At 56.7% G+C, this 16,089-nt stretch carries 13 protein-coding genes and 3 pseudogenes; 9 read left to right on the top strand and 7 right to left on the bottom strand.

Annotation, left to right across the window (positions count from 1 at the left end; genetic code table 11):
• Window positions 1–3: 3 nt before the first annotated feature.
• A pseudogene (locus tag KSS96_RS11370) lies at window positions 4–260 on the top strand (integrase); the annotation flags it as partial.
• Between the two features lie 469 nt (window positions 261–729).
• On the opposite strand, the gene KSS96_RS11365 reads toward KSS96_RS11370, so the two are convergent.
• The 5 genes from KSS96_RS11365 to KSS96_RS11345 form a co-directional block, all read right to left on the bottom strand.
• On the bottom strand, window positions 730–1,803 hold the full coding sequence (locus KSS96_RS11365) for a polyamine ABC transporter substrate-binding protein (RefSeq protein ID WP_225913332.1): 1,074 nt from the start codon (window positions 1,801–1,803) through the stop codon (window positions 730–732).
• Window positions 1,804–1,847: 44 nt separating this feature from the next.
• Window positions 1,848–2,189, bottom strand: coding sequence for a cupin domain-containing protein (locus tag KSS96_RS11360; protein ID WP_217856294.1), 342 nt, complete (start codon window positions 2,187–2,189; stop codon window positions 1,848–1,850).
• Window positions 2,186–3,610, bottom strand: a complete 1,425-nt coding sequence (locus tag KSS96_RS11355) for an NAD(P)/FAD-dependent oxidoreductase (protein ID WP_217856293.1) — start codon at window positions 3,608–3,610, stop codon at window positions 2,186–2,188. Before KSS96_RS11355 ends, KSS96_RS11360 begins: the two co-directional genes overlap by 4 nt.
• Window positions 3,611–3,667: 57 nt before the next feature.
• Window positions 3,668–4,468, bottom strand: coding sequence for a helix-turn-helix domain-containing protein (locus KSS96_RS11350; protein WP_217856291.1), 801 nt, complete (start codon window positions 4,466–4,468; stop codon window positions 3,668–3,670).
• 104 nt (window positions 4,469–4,572) lie between these two features.
• Window positions 4,573–5,460 carry a DMT family transporter gene (locus KSS96_RS11345; protein WP_217856289.1) on the bottom strand — a complete coding sequence of 296 codons (888 nt, stop codon included), beginning with the start codon at window positions 5,458–5,460 and terminating at the stop codon, window positions 4,573–4,575.
• Between the two features lie 216 nt (window positions 5,461–5,676).
• Here KSS96_RS11345 and KSS96_RS11340 point away from each other — a divergent pair, with 216 nt between their 5' ends.
• The 5 genes from KSS96_RS11340 (at window position 5,677) to KSS96_RS11320 (ending at window position 11,019) form a co-directional block, all read left to right on the top strand.
• Window positions 5,677–6,294: a TetR/AcrR family transcriptional regulator gene (locus tag KSS96_RS11340; RefSeq protein WP_217856287.1), complete on the top strand. Its 618-nt coding sequence runs from the start codon at window positions 5,677–5,679 to the stop codon at window positions 6,292–6,294.
• Between the two features lie 182 nt (window positions 6,295–6,476).
• A complete protein-coding gene (gene soxC / locus KSS96_RS11335) occupies window positions 6,477–7,784 on the top strand; it encodes a sulfite dehydrogenase (RefSeq protein ID WP_225913331.1) in 1,308 nt (435 codons plus the stop codon).
• Entirely contained in the window at window positions 7,771–8,346 is a 576-nt protein-coding gene (locus KSS96_RS11330) for a c-type cytochrome (protein WP_217856285.1), read from the top strand. The genes soxC and KSS96_RS11330 overlap by 14 nt, the downstream gene beginning before the upstream one ends.
• 61 nt (window positions 8,347–8,407) lie before the next feature.
• Window positions 8,408–8,797: a DUF2946 family protein gene (locus KSS96_RS11325; RefSeq protein ID WP_217856283.1), complete on the top strand. Its 390-nt coding sequence runs from the start codon at window positions 8,408–8,410 to the stop codon at window positions 8,795–8,797.
• Window positions 8,798–8,868: 71 nt separating this feature from the next.
• Window positions 8,869–11,019, top strand: a complete 2,151-nt coding sequence (locus KSS96_RS11320; protein ID WP_217856281.1) for a TonB-dependent receptor — start codon at window positions 8,869–8,871, stop codon at window positions 11,017–11,019.
• 240 nt (window positions 11,020–11,259) lie between these two features.
• Here the strand turns inward: KSS96_RS11320 and KSS96_RS28300 are convergent.
• Window positions 11,260–11,754, bottom strand: a pseudogene (locus KSS96_RS28300) (methyl-accepting chemotaxis protein); the annotation flags it as partial.
• A 158-nt stretch (window positions 11,755–11,912) separates the two neighbouring features.
• On the bottom strand, window positions 11,913–12,401 hold the full coding sequence (locus tag KSS96_RS28295; RefSeq protein ID WP_225913329.1) for a HAMP domain-containing protein: 489 nt from the start codon (window positions 12,399–12,401) through the stop codon (window positions 11,913–11,915).
• 119 nt (window positions 12,402–12,520) lie between these two features.
• Here KSS96_RS28295 and KSS96_RS11310 point away from each other — a divergent pair.
• From KSS96_RS11310 to KSS96_RS11300, 3 genes and pseudogenes are all read left to right on the top strand, one after another.
• Window positions 12,521–12,880: pseudogene (locus KSS96_RS11310) on the top strand (aromatic amino acid lyase); the annotation flags it as partial.
• 134 nt (window positions 12,881–13,014) lie between these two features.
• The gene (locus KSS96_RS11305) at window positions 13,015–13,404 is read left to right on the top strand and encodes a DUF2946 domain-containing protein (RefSeq protein WP_217856279.1); all 390 of its coding nucleotides are present in this window, start codon (window positions 13,015–13,017) and stop codon (window positions 13,402–13,404) included.
• 163 nt (window positions 13,405–13,567) lie between these two features.
• The gene (locus KSS96_RS11300) at window positions 13,568–15,595 is read left to right on the top strand and encodes a TonB-dependent receptor (RefSeq protein WP_217856475.1); all 2,028 of its coding nucleotides are present in this window, start codon (window positions 13,568–13,570) and stop codon (window positions 15,593–15,595) included.
• Window positions 15,596–16,089: the final 494 nt, after the last annotated feature.

The following is a 16,089-nucleotide window of genomic DNA, read 5'->3' as shown; positions in this document are numbered from 1 at the left end:
GTGTTGAGCCATGGAATGTGCCCTATGGCGAGCACCATCCTGAACTGGCAGAGGAGGGATCCTGAATTGATCGAAGTTGCACTCGCCCACGTCGATAAAGATGAGGTGCGCAGCGCCTATAACCGAGCGGATTGCATCGAGCGCAAACGCCCAATGATGGCCTGGTGGAGCGACCATATCCAAGAAGCTGCTTTCGGAAACCTATCAGTGTCAGTCGTCTTGGAAAACAGAGACTGGAAAAAATAGTTCCAATACGCTGATCCGCATTTTTAGTACTGAAGACATTAAAGGTTCTGGAATAACACGAAGTCATTACTCGGGTATGTGGCACGCTCGAAAGCCGGATGCTTACGTCATCGCCATGGATCGAACTCAGACAGACCACTCGCTGATAGCCTGGATGCTCTATGCATGCTTCTTGTTTAATCTATTGGCTTGCGGTACTGCGCACGGACAGCATCGATCGGCGCTCGACCATGAAAGTCGAGGCAGGCTCCTGCGCAACCTAGAAGAACAACTCAGCGAGGGACGATGAAAACACTTCAACTCACCAATCATTGCTTTACTGTCTGATGGAGAAGCACTGAGGTAGGCGACGGTCGCGGCAATCCATTAAATCCAAGCGCTTTGAGGTTCGCATAACACTAGACCGATTCCCAGTTGAAATCGATATGAGGCACGGGGTCTGCCGCCGATGATCCGGGTTACCCGCATCACCGGCGATTGACTTCATTGCCCGTTTTTAACCCGACTCCAGATACGCGTGCGCAGCCGGTCGGTCTCTAGCGGCATCGCTTCCAGCACGAAGAGTTTCTTCATCACGCTTTCAGGCGGGTACACCATCGGGTCGTTGAGAATAGCCTGGTCGACCATGCCCTCAGCGGCAGCGTTGCCGTTGGCATAGTGCACGTGGTTGCTGATGTCAGCCATGACGTTGGGTTCCAGCAGGTAGTTCAGAAACGCGTAACCGGCCGCTTCATTCGGAGCATCGGCAGGCATGGCGACCATGTCGAACCACATCGGTGAGCCTTCCTTGGGAATGGCGTAAGCAATCTGCTGGCCGTTCCCGGCCTCATTGGCTCTTGCTGCCGCCTGCATCACGTCGCCAGAAAAACCCACGACCAGACACACATCGCCCGTTGCAAGATCGCTGGTGTACTTGGAGTTATGGAAGTAATTCACATAGGGCCGCACTTTGAGCAGCAGGGCCTGGGCCTTCTCGTAGTCGGCCTTGTCCTTGCTGTGGTGTGCAAGCCCCAGGTAGTTCAAGGCGATGGGAAGGATCTCAGGGCCATTGTCGAGCATGGCTACGCCGCATCGGGCGAGTTTCTTCATATTCTCCGGCTTGAAGACGATGTCCCATGAATCTATCGGCACATCGCCCAGGACCGCCTTGACCTTGGCGACGTTGTAGCCAATGCCTGTGCTGCCCCACAGGTAAGGGAAACCGTATCGGTTGCCGGGGTCATTGGCCTCCAGAACTTTCATCAGCGTCGGGTTGAGGTTCTGCCAGTTTGGGAGTTTGCTGCGGTCGAGCGGTTTGAGTGCGCCGGCCTTGATCTGCCGGGCCATGAAGTGATTGGAGGGAAACACCACGTCATACCCGGAATGGCCGGCCATCAGCTTGGCGTCGAGGACCTCATTGCTGTCGTACAAGTCATACTGAGTCGGGTGCCCGGTATGGCTGGTAAAGTTTTGCAGGGTATCTGGGGCGATGTAACTGCTCCAGTTGTAGATCCTGACGGTGTCTGCAGCCTGAGCGGTGGACGCGATCAACAGTAGCGGAACGATCGACTTCAACATACGAGACCTCAACCTTTGTTCTTTACGTTATGGATGAAGGCAGTTCAGAAAATCAGCACGTAGCTTTTGCGAACGGTTTCTTGTATATCCCAGACTCCCGTGGTGTTCGCAGGCAACATCAATGCGTCGCCGGCCTGGATATGAAGGATCTCACCGCCATCCGGGGTGAAGGTGCAGCGCCCCTGGATGAAATGGCAGAACTCCTGCTGCACAATCTGGCGCCGCCAGCGGCCAGGGGTGCATTCCCACACGCCGGCCTCGACGCCGTCATCGCGCTTAACGCTGATCGCGGCAACCTGTGAAAGCGGCTCACCCAGCGGTATACCGACAGTGCTAGGTTCCCCGAGAGACAAGCGCGTGGTGTCGCGGAAATGATCGATCTTCATGCGAACGGCTCCTTGGACTTCATCAGGCGTTCCATGCAACCAGCCAAACCCTCAGCCATCTGGCGGCGCCAGCGCGGCGCATGGAGGTTGGCCAATATCCGATCTTCATGAACAAAGCTCTGGATAATGGCGTTGTAACCCAGCCAGCGCAGGGGCTCTGGCTCCCAGCGTGGCAACGAGGCCAGCGGACGGTCGGCCAACACCCAAGGCTGGCGGGTCAGTTCATTGTCCTGACCAAGAATCAGTGCGGCCACGGTGCGGCCACCCAGGTTGCTGGCGCCTACACCTTCGCCGCCATAACCGCCGGCGAGTGCGATCTTCTGGCGGCGGTCGGCCAGCATGTGCGGGTGAAAGCTCCGGGCGACGCCCAGATTCCCGCCCCAGGCATGAGTCAGGCGAACATTGCGCAAAATAGGAAATAGCTCGCTAAACAGGTACTGACGCAACTCACGTTCGGCCAGACTGAGGTTGAAGTCACTGCGCAGGCGACCTCCAAAGCGATAGCCACCGCGGGCACCAAACACCAAGCGGTCATCGCGGCTGCGCTGACCGTAGGTGACTTGGCGACTGTTTTCGCTGAAAGCCTGACCACGACTGAGTCCAATTTCGGCCCATACATCGGCCGGGAGCGGCTCAGTCGCAACGATCAGGCTCTGCGCGGCCAGTTGATATTTGTTCAACGGGGGCAAGGCGCTGGCATACCCCTCGACCGCCGGGACCACCCAGTCGGCGCTCACGCGACCGTGCTCGGTTCGAACTTGGCCTGCCTTCCAGTCGAGCACAGTGCTTTGCTCGAAAATGCGCACCCCCATGCGTCCCACGACTTCGGCTAGCCCCCTTACCAACCGGGCAGGTTGAATGGTCGCGCAGTGGGGTGAATACAGCGCGCCGTACGCCTGGGCCACATTTAATTGTTCGCGCAGGGCCTGAGGACTCAACCAGCGATAGTCGTCTTCACCCAGGCCTTGCGCACGGGCGGCAGCGAGTTGTTCGCGCATGCGCCGTTCTTGCTCGGGATACCGCGCAGCGCAGTACAGCACGCCACCTTTACGCAGATCGCAATCGATGCTTTCGATGTGGCACACCCGCGCCACCTCATCGGGGATCCCATGCAGCAGTTGATACCCCGAATGACGTTGCACGGCAGGCAAAGGCCCCAGGAGCCGGTCTTCGCCTAGCAGATTACCCATCAACCAGCCGCCATTGCGGCCGGAGGCGCCGAAACCGGCAATATGTGCCTCAACTATGACGATGTTTAGGTGCGGTGCTTGCTGTTTCAGGTAATAGGCCGTCCAAAGGCCGCTGTAACCCGCGCCGATGATTACCACATCTGCTTGCAGATCCTGATGCAACGCCGGACGCGGCGTCAGCGCCTCGTCGACTTGCTCCATCCACAAACTCACACCACCCCAGCCAGCCATCATTTGCTCCATCGGTTGATTGCCGACAGAGCTTAATGCGCAGCGAAGGGGCTTGTGTTATCTGCGGGTACGCGCGCAATTGGCCTTCAACCAGGCTTTAGGTGTGCAGCCGGTATGACTGCGGAAAGCCTTGTAGAACGCCGAGGTGGAATTAAATCCGGCAGCCACCGCGAGGGCATCGATGGGTGCGTTTTCGTCGTAACTGGCGAGGCGTTCAAGGAGGTAGGCCAAGCGAGCCTGAGTCACGTAGCGATAGAAGCTTTGCCCCAGCACTTGATTCAATAGGTAAGACAACTGATTACGGCTGTACCCGGTGGCGCTGGCGATCCGTGCAAGATCCAGATCAGGGTCCAGGAATGGCTGCTGGCGGGTAAAGTAATCGGCCAAGTCTCGCGCCATGAAGCTCAACTGGCGCGCCGAGAGCCCTAGCTTACTGATGGCGGGGGCGCAACGCCCGGCGTGCGGCTCGCCGTCGCGCACCAGTGACGCATATTCGTTTACACGCAGGATCAGACCATCACATACCGTGATCGCCTCGCTGGTACGAAAAACCACCCGCTCGCCACTGCCCTTCAGAGCAGTCTGGTACTGGATGAATGCCGTGCAGCCGTCCGCGCGGATGCGGTCATTGTGCTCAAGATACTCATCGGGATGGCGCGGCAACGTGCCGGTGATGTAAGCGCGCAGCTCTCTCAGGCCCATGCTGCGGTTCTGGAAAAAATCGTTGTACTGCACTTGCGGGTGATAGAGCGCTAGTATCGCTTCCAGGTCGCGCTGCTTCCAGGCCATGTGATAGCGCAGCACCACCTCGAGGGTGAGCTTTGTCTGTTCGACGGTATCTGGCGGGACGAGGAGCATAGTCTGACGGGCCTGATGACTGGACCGCACCAGTCTAGTCCTTGAGCGGCTGAGCGAACAAATACAGGCAGGCCCAGGCGTACCTGATTGAGAGATCTGAGCCTCTAGCTGCCTGTGGCGCTGCCATGTTTGCCGCCCAGCACCAACGCAACACCACCCAGTACAGCGACGGATGCCAATACCATCCTTATGCTCAGGCTTTCCCCCAGAAAAACGATACCAGCCAGCGAAGCCAGGATGGGTACGCTCAACTGCACTGTCGCTGCTTGAAACGAGGCAAGATGACGCACCGCGACGTACCAGGCCGCGTAGCCGACGCCTGACGCCAGCGCTCCGGAAAGAACACCATAAAGTACCCCCAGCGGGTCCCAACGCAACCCCGCCAGAAACGGCAAGCTTGCCATCAGGACCAGCGGAATGGAGCGGATGAAGTTTCCGGCAGTGACCGCCAGAGGATCACCGACACCTTTACCAAGCAGTGAATAAACTCCCCATGCCAATCCCGACAACAGCATTGTGAACGCGCTAGCGGGGTCAGGGGCGGCTGCGCCTGGAAGCAGCAGGCTGACCAAGCCAGCAAGCGCCAATACAAATCCAGCGATTGCCTGCGTGTGCATCCGCTCGCCTTTGAGCATGCCGTACAGAACCATACTCAGCTGAACCGCCCCAAACAGCAGCAACGCGCCCGTCCCGGTCTCCAAATGACGGTACGCGAAGGAAAAAGCGAAAACGTAAACGAACAAAGCTGCGGCCCCCTTCCAACTGCCTTTGATCGTGGTTGAGGACCGTCTCAAGGCACACATCAGCCATAACACCACGGCCCCGCTGGCCAGCCGGACAATACTGAAACTCGCGGCATCGATGTCGGTGTGTTTAAGCGCCAGGCGGCACAGCAGCGAGTTCGCGGCAAAGGCGAACATGGCGAAACAGGTCATCGCTATCAATCTTGTCGATGCTGACGATTTGAACGCCCGAGTGAAGTGTTTGCTCATTGTCATGGTCGATCCCAATGCCTGGGTAGGCTCTCAGAACTCTCGACGCCACCGCGCCCTTTGAAACACGTTCAACTACGGTGGGCTTATAGACGCCTCTGTACCGATCGGTCAATACAACTATCTTCCTGCGACTATGGGATGAGCTCCTCCCGTCTGTATCCTTCAGCGCGCACGCATGGGTATGATTGACGCTCAACCGGTTGGAATTGACCCATGGGAAGAAAGAACACCGTCGTCGCTGCCGAACCTGCTGAAACAAGCACCAAGGAACGGATACTGAAGATTGCTGCGCAGTTGTTTTCGACGCGCGGCTTTCACGCGACCGGCATGGCTGAGTTGGAAAAAGCCACTGGACTGGCTCGAGGCGCGCTGTATTACCACATTGGCAGCAAGGAAGAATTGCTGTTCGAAATCACGAGTCGGTATTTGCGGGTGCTCATCGCCGAAGGTAAGCCTCTGTGCGAGAGCGATCTGCCCGCGGAAGATAAATTTCGCCAGTTTTCGGCCATCGTGATGCGCACGATTGTCACCCACCTGGCCGAAATGACGGTGTGTTTCCGGGAAGTGTATTCGGTCATTGGCGAGCGCCAGACCGAGTTGCTCGATCTGCACCGCCAGTATGAAAAGCTCTGGTCGCAGATCCTCAAGGCCGGTGTGAGCGAAGGCACCTTCTGCACATCGGACTCGTTAGCCGTGAAGGCTATCCTTGGCATACACCACTACAGCTACCTGTGGATCAAGCCCGGTGGCCCGCGCTCTCCGGAATCCATCGCGATGTTCTTCTGCGACACCCTCCTGCCCGGACTGAAGGTTGAGCCGCGCCCGGCTTGACTGTCATCTGCGGCGCTTCAATGCGCCGCCTCCCTCGTCCCCCTCATTCAAGCTCCATCACCGATGGTTGTCTTTGCGACTGGACCACGCGCGTTTTTCGTTCTAGGCTAACCACAGACCGACCGATCGGTCTATAGACTTGCTGTTGGGTCCATCCCGACAAAGAACCAGAGGGAACAACAATGACAAAAAAATCCATGGTCCCCGCCAAGCAAGACACGCCTCAAACATCGTTGGCTCGCAGGGATTTCCTGATTAAAAGCGGGGCCGTTATCGGTACCGCTGCCTTTGCTCTGGGTGATAGCGATCTTGTCAGCGCCGAGACGACCAACATCGCCCCTCTTGATCCGAACCTGCCTCTTGAAGTCCCGCAATGGACCCGTAGCCTTGGCGCCCCCACGGCAAGCCCTTATGGCAAACCTTCAACGTTCGAAACCAAAGCCGTCAGGAATCTATATCCCGGCCTGAAGGACACGATGTCCGCCTACAGCACCTCCCCACTTCAAGAGCTGGACGGCATCATTACCCCGAACGGCCTGTTCTATGAGCGCCATCACGCGGGCGTCCCGCAAATCGATCCGGCGGAACACCGGCTGGTGATCCACGGCCTCACCGAAAACGCCTTGATCTTTACCGTGGACGAGATACGCCAGTTCCCCGCCGTGTCACGCGTGCACTTCATGGAGTGTTCGGGCAATCCATCGTTTCTACCTCCCTGGGGTAAAACCGCAGCCGAAGTGAGCGGCCTGGTGAGTTGCGCTGAGTGGACGGGCGTTACCCTGAAAACCCTGCTGGATGAAGCCGGGCTGAAGCCGCAAGCCAAGTGGATCATCGCCGAAGGTGCGGACGGTGCGGCAATGACGCGCAGTATTCCCATCGAGAAATGCCTGGACGATGTGATGGTCGTCTACAGCCAGAACGGCGAGCGTCTGAGGCCGGAACAGGGCTACCCGCTGCGCCTGTTTGTCCCCGGCTACGAGGGCAATACCCACATCAAATGGCTACGCCGACTTCATGTCACCAATGCGCCCGCCTACAGCCGGGAAGAAACCGCCAAATACACCGATTTGATGGCCGACGGCAAAGCTCGGAAATTTTCCTTTGTCATGGAATGCAAATCACTGGTGACCTACCCTTCCGGCACCCAGAAACTGACGCGCAAGGGCCTGCATGAGATGCGTGGCATCGCCTGGAGCGGCCACGGCAAAATCACCCGTGTCGATGTTTCCGTTGATGGCGGCAATACCTGGACGCAAGCCAAATTACAGGAGCCCATTCTGACCAGGGCGCTGACCGCCTTCAGGGCTCCTTTCGAATGGACCGGCCAAGAGTTAATGATCATGAGCCGCGCCATCGATGAGACCGGATATGTTCAGCCGATGCTGGAACAGTTGATCAATGAACGCGGCAAGGTCTCTTTCTATCACAACAACTCGGTGCAACCTTGGCGCGTGGCCAGCAGTGGGGAGGTGACCAATGGACGGGCTTAAAGGTGGTTCGTTATTCATAGGTTTGCTTTGCGCCTGTGCGCTGACTCATGCCTCAGCACAATCCCAATACGGTTTGGGCACTAAGGCTACCGAAGCGCAGATCGCCAGTTGGAACATCGATGTCGCGCCCGACGGCAAGGCTTTGCCTCAAGGGCGCGCGACGGTGGCGGACGGGGAAAAGGTTTACATGAACAGCTGCGTTAGTTGCCATGGCGTGAAGCTCGAAGGCGGCGTCGGTCCTGCGTTGGTGGGGGGCGAAGGAACCCTGACTACTGACAAACCGCTCAAGACAGTCGGCAGCTATTGGCCGTATGCAACGACGCTTTTCGACTACATCCGCAGAGCCATGCCCTTCCAGGCGCCACAGTCATTGTCCAACGAACAAGTCTACGCAGTGACCGGCTACATCCTGCACATGAACAAGCTGCTGGAAGCCAACGCGACCGTGGATGCATCGACCTTGGCAAATGTAATGATGCCGAATCGAGACGGCTTTTATACCGATGACAGACCGGACAGCAAGGCTGTTGCCTGTATGTCGAACTGTTTAAAAGTTCACTGACAGATCAAAAAATGTAAAATCCGCTCGCCGATAAACCGTTCCTTCTCAACGAGCTTTGCTGATGAAGCTGGCCAGCCGCGAAAAATCGATGATTGCCTGGGTGCTGTACTTCAGCATCCTGTTCGGTTCGTTGCTGTGCGCGATGGGCCATGGACAAATGGCCGGCTTGCGATTGAGCGGTTTGGACAGTGGGCTGTTTTGCACTTCGAACAGCGGCGCGGTATACGAAGGCCTGCAGGATGTGCCCGCCCCTCCGCTGTCCGTCGATGGCGATTGCGTCATTGCCAGCCTGTTCGGTGCGATTCTGCTGGCTGCGTTCTTCGGACTGCTCGCCATGCTTGGGGGCGAGCCAGCCAAGCCCTTGCCCACACAACCGGCGCGCTGCTCACCCAGGCAGCGCTGGCCCCTAATCAATCCTCGCGCCTCCCCCGCCCTGCTTCCCGCGCTTTGACATCATCACCACTTGCCGCTGCATGACGCACGGCCGGTGTGTGCTCATAGAATTAAGCCAGGAAGCTTTTCATGTTTCGCTTGACTACTTTAGCGCTGCTCGCAGGCAGCACCTGCGCGTGGGCGCAAGACGCCACCCTGAACTTGCCCACCAGCTACATCAACGCCTCGGCCGAACAGCCGAAACCGGCCACTATCCTCGACCTGGACACCCCCATCGAAAGCGGCTCGCGCCTGAACCTCAGCGCCCGGGAAAATCCCGCCTCTGTGAGTGTGGCCGACCGCAAGACAATGGAACGCATTGGAGCACGAAACTTTCAGGACGCGGCAAACGCCCTGCCTGGGATAAACGCTTCTGCACCGCCCGGCTGGGGCGGCTATGTGTCGTACCGTGGCTTCAACGGTGCCCAGATCAGTCAGCTGTTCAACGGCATCAACCTGCAATACGGTGGCGCAGCCCGTCCGGTCGGGGCCTGGATTTATGACCGGGTGGAGTTGTTAGGCGGCCCCTCCTCGTTCCTCAACGGTAGCGGTGCCGTTGGTGGCAGCCTGAACGTGATCACCAAGCTTGCCAACCGCGACGAAGATACCTTCGAAGGCCGGATGAGCTACGGTCGCTACGACACCTGGGAAACCGCGGTCGGCTTCAATAAAGCGCTCAACAGTGGCGATGGCCCACGCCACTATGCGCGCCTCGACTACAGCCGCACCAACAGCAACGGCTACATCGACCGCCAGGAGAACGGTGCGGGCAACCTGGCCTTCTCGCTGCTCAGCGACATCAACGACCAACTCTCCCATACGCTGGCGATCGAATATCTGGAAGAGAAAGAAGACAGTCCTTACTGGGGCACACCGGTACTGCAACCAATGACCGGCAGATTGCACATCGACAAGCGCAACCGCTTCAACAACTACAACGTAAAAGATGGCCGCTACGAGCAGCGCACCCGCTGGATACGCTCGATCACCGACTACCATCTGGACGACAACACCCAGTTGCGCAATACCTTCTACCATTACGAGGGCCAGCGCGATTACCGCAACCTTGAGGTTTACCGCTACAACAGCGATAACAGCGCCATCGCCCGCTCCGCCGGTTACCGCCAAAGGCACGATCAGGAGGTCAACGGTGACCGTATCGAGCTGACTCATCAGGCTCAACTGTTCGGCCGGACCAGCGATTGGGCCCTGGGCGTGGATTACAACACCAACCAGCAAACCAACTACCCATTGTCCAAAGGCGCTTTCGACACTATCGATCCAGATGGCTTCGAGCCGGGCCACTTCCTGGACATTCCCGGGATGGATGCGCCGCGCAGTAAAGGTCGCAGCACCTGGACTGATACCACGTCGGCTTTCGTCGAGAACCGTACGCGTCTGACCGAGCGACTGGCGCTGATTACTGCGCTGCGCTATGACCATATCGACTTCGAGGTCGTCGATCATGCGGCCCAGGCCAGGTTCGACAAACGTTGGGATGCAGTCACGGGTCGCCTGGGCCTGGTGTACGACCTGACGTCGAATATTAGCCTTTATACCCAATACAGTACGTCAGCCGAGCCACCGGGAGGGACGCTTACCGGCGCCTCCATTTCTCAAGTGGGCGACTTCGACTTGAGCACCGGCCGCCAAATCGAGGTGGGCAGCAAGTTCGATTTTCTTGACGGTCGCGGCTCGGCCACCGCCGCGGCCTACCGCATCGTGCGCAAGAACATCTCCGTCCCCTCCTCTACGGTACCCAACACCACCGAACAAGCGGGTCAGCAGACTTCTACCGGCATCGAGCTGGCGACTTCGTTCAAGATCACGCCCAAGCTAGTGGCCGCCGGTAACTTCAGCTGGGTCAGGGCCGAGTACGACGAATTTAATGAAACCATCGCAGGCGTCGTTTACTCGCGCAAAGGCAAGAATCCGGTGAACATTCCAGACCGCGTAGCCAATCTCTGGCTGACCTATGACGTGGCTCCAGACTGGCAACTCGGGGCCGACGCACGTTACGTGTCGTCGGCCTACGCCAATACCGCCAATACGACGTGGGTGCCGTCGTACACCGTCTATGGTTTGTCCATGACTCACGACCTGGACAAACACGTGCAGCTCAGCGCGCGTCTGCGTAACCTGACCGACGAGGTCTACGCCCGTTTCATCCACCAGAGCAACACCCAATATTACGTAGGGGAGCCGCGCAGCCTGGAAGTCGCTGTGCAGTGGAAGTACTGACGAGGCTGAACGGTAATGCCATGCGTGACTTGGCTGGCTGATCGGCCTGACGTGTCTGTTCATGATTCGGAGTACAGGCTGTCCCGCGCCGATTAGCCTGATAGCTTGGCCTGTTGAACGGGACCGCCAGGGACGGCGGTTTTTACTGTTTTTTCTCTAGATGAGAGCGGTTGGCACATGGCATTGTTTCATTCCCAAGGGGCTTACCCCGGCAATTAAATGCCCATTGTTTTGTACAGATTAATATTTGAATCGCCCGACCAATCCTTGAAGCTGACCAGAAATATCCGTCATTCGCCCCGATCCGGCATGCGCTGAATGCGCATACTCTTCTACCGTCTGCGTATCGGCGTGGATCTGTGCAATGTGTCGATTGATTTCCTCCGCCACCTGAAGCTGCTCCTCTGCCGCCGTGGCGATCCGGGTATTCTGGCCGCGACTCGAGTCCACTGAAGCGCGGATCTTGTCGAAGCTGTCGCGGACCCGCTGGATCCGCTGCAGGCTAGCCTGTGACGCTTGCAAGCTGCCGTGCATCTGCTGGGTGACTTCCTGGGTACGGCGAGCAAGGTTACTCAGTAGGCTGTCGATTTCGCCGGTGGAGTAGGAGGTGCGACGAGCCAGGGCGCTGACTTCATCCGCGACCATTGCAAAGCCATGCCCTTGATCACCAGCGCGGTCGGACTCAATGGCGGCGTTGAGCGCCAGCAAGTTGGTCTTCTGGGCAATCGGGCGACCAATGTCGGGAATGGCATTGATGTTTTTGCAGTCTTGTTCGAGGAGTTGCATGGTCTGGGCCGATATCACCAGGTCCTCACTGAGCTTGAGCACGCTGCCGGTCGTTTCGCTGATTTGCTTCTGAGTATCGTGCACATCTCGGTAGCCTTCGGCAGTACTCAACATCGCGGCACCATAGAACGCGCGACCTCATTGGAAGTGGCGAGCATTTCATTGAAAGCGGTGCTTACCAGTTCCACGGCCTCACGTTGGCGGCCCGCAGCCAGGTTCATGTTATTGGCGACTTCGTTGGTATTGGCGGCGGCGATTTGCAGATCGAACGACGCATTGCCGATGCGCTTCACCAATTGAGCAATCATACTTGGGAGTTGGTTGAACCAACTGGCCAGGTTGGCGGTTTCGTCCTTGCCCCGTACTTGGTGTTGACGTGTAAGGTCACCCTCACTTTCGGCGATCTCTTGCAAGCCATCAGCTACGCCACGAATCGGGCGCACGATCATGCCGGAAAAACCAGCACCGACGATGGCAAAAAACGCCGCCAATGCGGCTGCGATGGCTGCGATCAACCAGGTCAGACTCATGGCATCGGCCATCACCTCGTCACGCTGATTAGGCCAATAAAACGCCATCCAGGCCATAAGAATCATTTTAACCAACCCAGTCAGTTACTTGAGCGATACGTCCACGCCAACGACGCCACGGGGGGACCACTCGCGTCATTGATGGTGCGGATCGTACTGACCTTCACCACGTCTCCAAGTGCCCAATCTTGGGCTCCCGCTCACCGCTTGACGCAGGCATCCATGCTGCTCGCGGCCAGATTGCTACTGCTACTGCTTATCGCGACCTGCTGGGACAAAGCAGTGAGGTCGCCGATTCGCACAAGGACCGCCGCTAGGTCTAAGATTCCTTCTCTCTGCGCTAACTTCAAATCATGGGCGCGTGTCTGACCCAGCTCCGCAAGGTCGAGGAAGTATTGATCGTCGAAAGGAATGCCGTATCCGATAACCCGCTGGTCTTTGCCGTTGAAAGCGACCTGGTCTCTGGCGGCAACTTCCACACAGAACCAGTGACCATGGCCGCAGACAATATGGCATTGGCGATTGCTGAAATTGGTTCGCTAGCTGGGCAGGCGTGTTGTTTGGATGAAGCCTTTCCTTCGGGTCCGATAAGACCTGTGGCGAAATAGCGCACCCAGGAAAAATTTACTTCATTATTTAAAGCGGGCTAAATAGCCCCCCCTTCGCGGCGATTTCATTTATGAGTTCGTTGAAACGCATCCGTCCCTGGATCGCCTGTCTGGCCATCCTGCTCAACCTGATCACCACGCCGATGAGTCGTGCGATGCAGATGCCGGACATGCGCCTGATGCTTTGGGGTGGTTTTTGTTCGGGCGGAAACTTGAGTGTTTTGCCAAAAGATCTCGGCAAGGCGATTGATGGCCTGCAACTGCCTCAGTCAAAATCTGCCATGCAGCACGGCGACTGCTGTTGCGGACATGCCGGACTCGCGGCATTACCGTCCAATTACTACCGGCATTTTCTGCCGCAGTACGCCGCCAACACTGCCCTCGAGAACCCTGTCCTGCCGACGCTGCATCCACGCATTCGCTGGCCCAGCTTGAGTCCTCGCGCCTCTCCCTTCGCCTGATCAAAACATCGCTGATGTCGTGCGGTGTTGCCTGCTTTAAATCTGTTTAGCGACCTGAGAAGGACGCTGAACGCCCTTAAAGTTTCTTGATGATCAGGAAGTGCGCTTTATGCCTGCTCCGTTTTCTTTGCGCTATGCGAAGCGTTTGTCTGTGTCCCGCTCCATGTGGCCCGTGTTTTCAATCGGCGTGCTCGCACTGAGCCCGCTGTCGCTGGTATTGGCTGAAGCCAGTAAACTCGAAAACTCAACGCTGACGCTGGGTGCGGTGAATGTCCAGGGCTCGGCCAGCGGCCCGTTAAGCACCAATAGCGTACTGAGCTCAATCGATATCCTGGGCGCGGATATCCTTGAAAAGATGCCCGTCAACTACAGCTGGGAGCTGTTCAGCCGCGCACCGGGTGTGATGCTGACCGAGTTCAATCAAGGCACCACCTCCGGCAAAATCTCCTTTCGAGGTTTCAACGGCGAAGGCGAAGTGAACGCGGTCAAATTGCTGATCGACGGCATCCCCAGTAACAGCAATGACGGCAACATGCCGTACATGGACATGATTTTCCCCATGGAGCTGGACAGCATTGAGGTGGTGCGTGGCACCAGCGACGCACGCTATGGCCTGAACAACATTGCCGGCAACGTCAACATGCTCACTCGTACGGGTGGCGATTACAACAAGGTGCGGCTGCGTTATGGCAGCTTCAATACTCAGGAGGCCCAACTCGCCAAGGGCGTTGAGAGCAGCAACTGGACACAGAACTATTTCTTCGCCTATCAAAAATCCGATGGTTACCGGAATCACGCCGAAGCAGACAAGTTTTCAATGTCAGGCAAATGGTTCTACACGCCGGACGATGAAAGCTATCGCATTGGACTGATCGCTCGTCACTACGAAACCGAGGCTCAAGAGCCAGGTTATCTGGCTGAGGGCGATGCCCGACATCATCCGGAAATGACCAACAGGTTCAACGCGACGGACAAAGGCACGCGCCGCATGAACCAGGTCAGTATGCATTTCGATACAGACTTGGCTGATACCCTCGCCTGGTCAGCGAAGACCTACATCAACACCTTCGACGACAGGCGCTGGACGGAATATTGGCGCACAAGCTCGCAGCAAGAGCGCGACACCTACGAGACGCAATATGGCCTCCTCACCTCTCTTACCTGGCGCCCGGATGTCAGTTGGCTCTACGATTTCGCCCTCGAAGGCGGTGCGGACGTGCAACAGCAGCAAAACAAAAGTGAGCGCTATCGCACCAAAGACCGTGTGCGCCTGGCGACCACGCGCGACCAGCGGTTTGATTTCGATACTCACGGCGCATATGTCCAGGCCGAGATTAAACCAGTCGAGTCGTTGAAGATCGTACCGGCCTACCGCGTCGACAGGATCCAAGGCAACTTTACCAATGAAATGACCAACGCAAACTACAACATCAACGATTATGGGCTGATCAAACAGCCAAAAATCAGCGTGGTCTATTCCCCGTGGGACATCGTCAGTTTCTATGCGAACTGGGGACGAACCTTTCAAGTGGGCGCTGGAGCTGCGGCTTACAAGATTCCACCCAGGGATACAGACTTGGCTCCGTCGATCAACGAAGGTTGGGAAACCGGGATCAAGTTCACGCCGGCTGACTGGGTGGACGGGCGTGTTGCCCATTGGCAGCAAGAGGCTTCAGGTGAGGTCAGTCGGAGGCTAAACGACCCGAGCGGCGAATCAGATAACGTCGGTGAAACCCGGCGGTGGGGTTATGACTTGCAGATAAACCTTCACCCTAATGACCGAACTGAAATATGGATTGGGTACTCTTGGCAGTACTCGAAAATACTCCAGCCAAGTGCCACGCTGCCTGACAGCAAAGATCAGGAAATCGATCACATCCCGCATCACCTATACAACGCTGGCGTCAGCTATGACGCGACACCTGCCTTACAGCTGACCGCCTGGATGAACGGCCAGACTAATTATTACCTGGAGCGGGAAAACAAGAAAGGTACTTATGGCGGTTACGTGTTGATGAACCTCGGTGCAACCTACAAAGTGACGCAGTCAGTGAGCGTCGACCTACAGCTGAAAAACCTAACCAACCGATATTATGAATACGTCTGGTACGACCCGGACGGTGCGCAGGCATCACTGCATTCGCCTGGTGATGGTCGCGCATTTTATACCGGAGTGACTGTGGAATTCTGATGTGGGAGATTGCTGAGGCCTATTTGGCTCAGCATTTCGGAAACCTGAGGTGCCGAACTTGTTATACTTGATCATCTGAAATGACAAGTAGACTAACTAAGCGCCTCAGGAAATCTAGAGCATCAGACTCATACACTCCCGCATTCAAACACAATTTTACGGGATCGAGAAGCTAACAGACCTATCAAATTCTGCAGTTGACATGACAAAAAATGGGCATGCATTGCCTGTTGATCGTGCCATAAACACTCGATTATCCAACGATTTGGTTCGGAAATATTTTTTAACTCACATTTGACGACACCCGACGAATTGCTTATCAACAACTCAAGAATAGTAGAAATCCTGTGCTCAAAATCATCATCCATGTTCACTTCGAATCCCATAGCGCTCTTCATAAGACCCGACATAAAATGAACCTCCACGCTGACATAAGTTAATGAAGCTGGGCAAACTGTTAACCAAGACATAAGGATAGTAAGTGTCACTAAAAA

The organism is Pseudomonas asgharzadehiana, assembly GCF_019139815.1.
In the GTDB taxonomy this organism is placed as follows: domain Bacteria; phylum Pseudomonadota; class Gammaproteobacteria; order Pseudomonadales; family Pseudomonadaceae; genus Aquipseudomonas; species Aquipseudomonas asgharzadehiana.
This window is presented reverse-complemented; position numbering and strand designations above follow the sequence as displayed.

What these genes read in the sequence shown, in the direction of transcription:
- KSS96_RS11345 (WP_217856289.1), bottom strand. Translation starts at nt 5,460, where the DNA reads ATGAGCAAACACTTCACTCGGGCGTTCAAATCGTCAGCATCGACAAGA.
- KSS96_RS11360 (WP_217856294.1), bottom strand. Translation starts at nt 2,189, where the DNA reads ATGAAGATCGATCATTTCCGCGACACCACGCGCTTGTCTCTCGGGGAA.
- soxC (WP_225913331.1), top strand. Translation starts at nt 6,477, where the DNA reads ATGACAAAAAAATCCATGGTCCCCGCCAAGCAAGACACGCCTCAAACA.
- KSS96_RS11340 (WP_217856287.1), top strand. Translation starts at nt 5,677, where the DNA reads ATGGGAAGAAAGAACACCGTCGTCGCTGCCGAACCTGCTGAAACAAGC.
- KSS96_RS11325 (WP_217856283.1), top strand. Translation starts at nt 8,408, where the DNA reads ATGAAGCTGGCCAGCCGCGAAAAATCGATGATTGCCTGGGTGCTGTAC.
- KSS96_RS11320 (WP_217856281.1), top strand. Translation starts at nt 8,869, where the DNA reads ATGTTTCGCTTGACTACTTTAGCGCTGCTCGCAGGCAGCACCTGCGCG.
- KSS96_RS11300 (WP_217856475.1), top strand. Translation starts at nt 13,568, where the DNA reads ATGTGGCCCGTGTTTTCAATCGGCGTGCTCGCACTGAGCCCGCTGTCG.
- KSS96_RS11355 (WP_217856293.1), bottom strand. Translation starts at nt 3,610, where the DNA reads ATGGCTGGCTGGGGTGGTGTGAGTTTGTGGATGGAGCAAGTCGACGAG.
- KSS96_RS11350 (WP_217856291.1), bottom strand. Translation starts at nt 4,468, where the DNA reads ATGCTCCTCGTCCCGCCAGATACCGTCGAACAGACAAAGCTCACCCTC.
- KSS96_RS11330 (WP_217856285.1), top strand. Translation starts at nt 7,771, where the DNA reads ATGGACGGGCTTAAAGGTGGTTCGTTATTCATAGGTTTGCTTTGCGCC.
- KSS96_RS28295 (WP_225913329.1), bottom strand. Translation starts at nt 12,401, where the DNA reads ATGATTCTTATGGCCTGGATGGCGTTTTATTGGCCTAATCAGCGTGAC.
- KSS96_RS11305 (WP_217856279.1), top strand. Translation starts at nt 13,015, where the DNA reads ATGAGTTCGTTGAAACGCATCCGTCCCTGGATCGCCTGTCTGGCCATC.
- KSS96_RS11365 (WP_225913332.1), bottom strand. Translation starts at nt 1,803, where the DNA reads ATGTTGAAGTCGATCGTTCCGCTACTGTTGATCGCGTCCACCGCTCAG.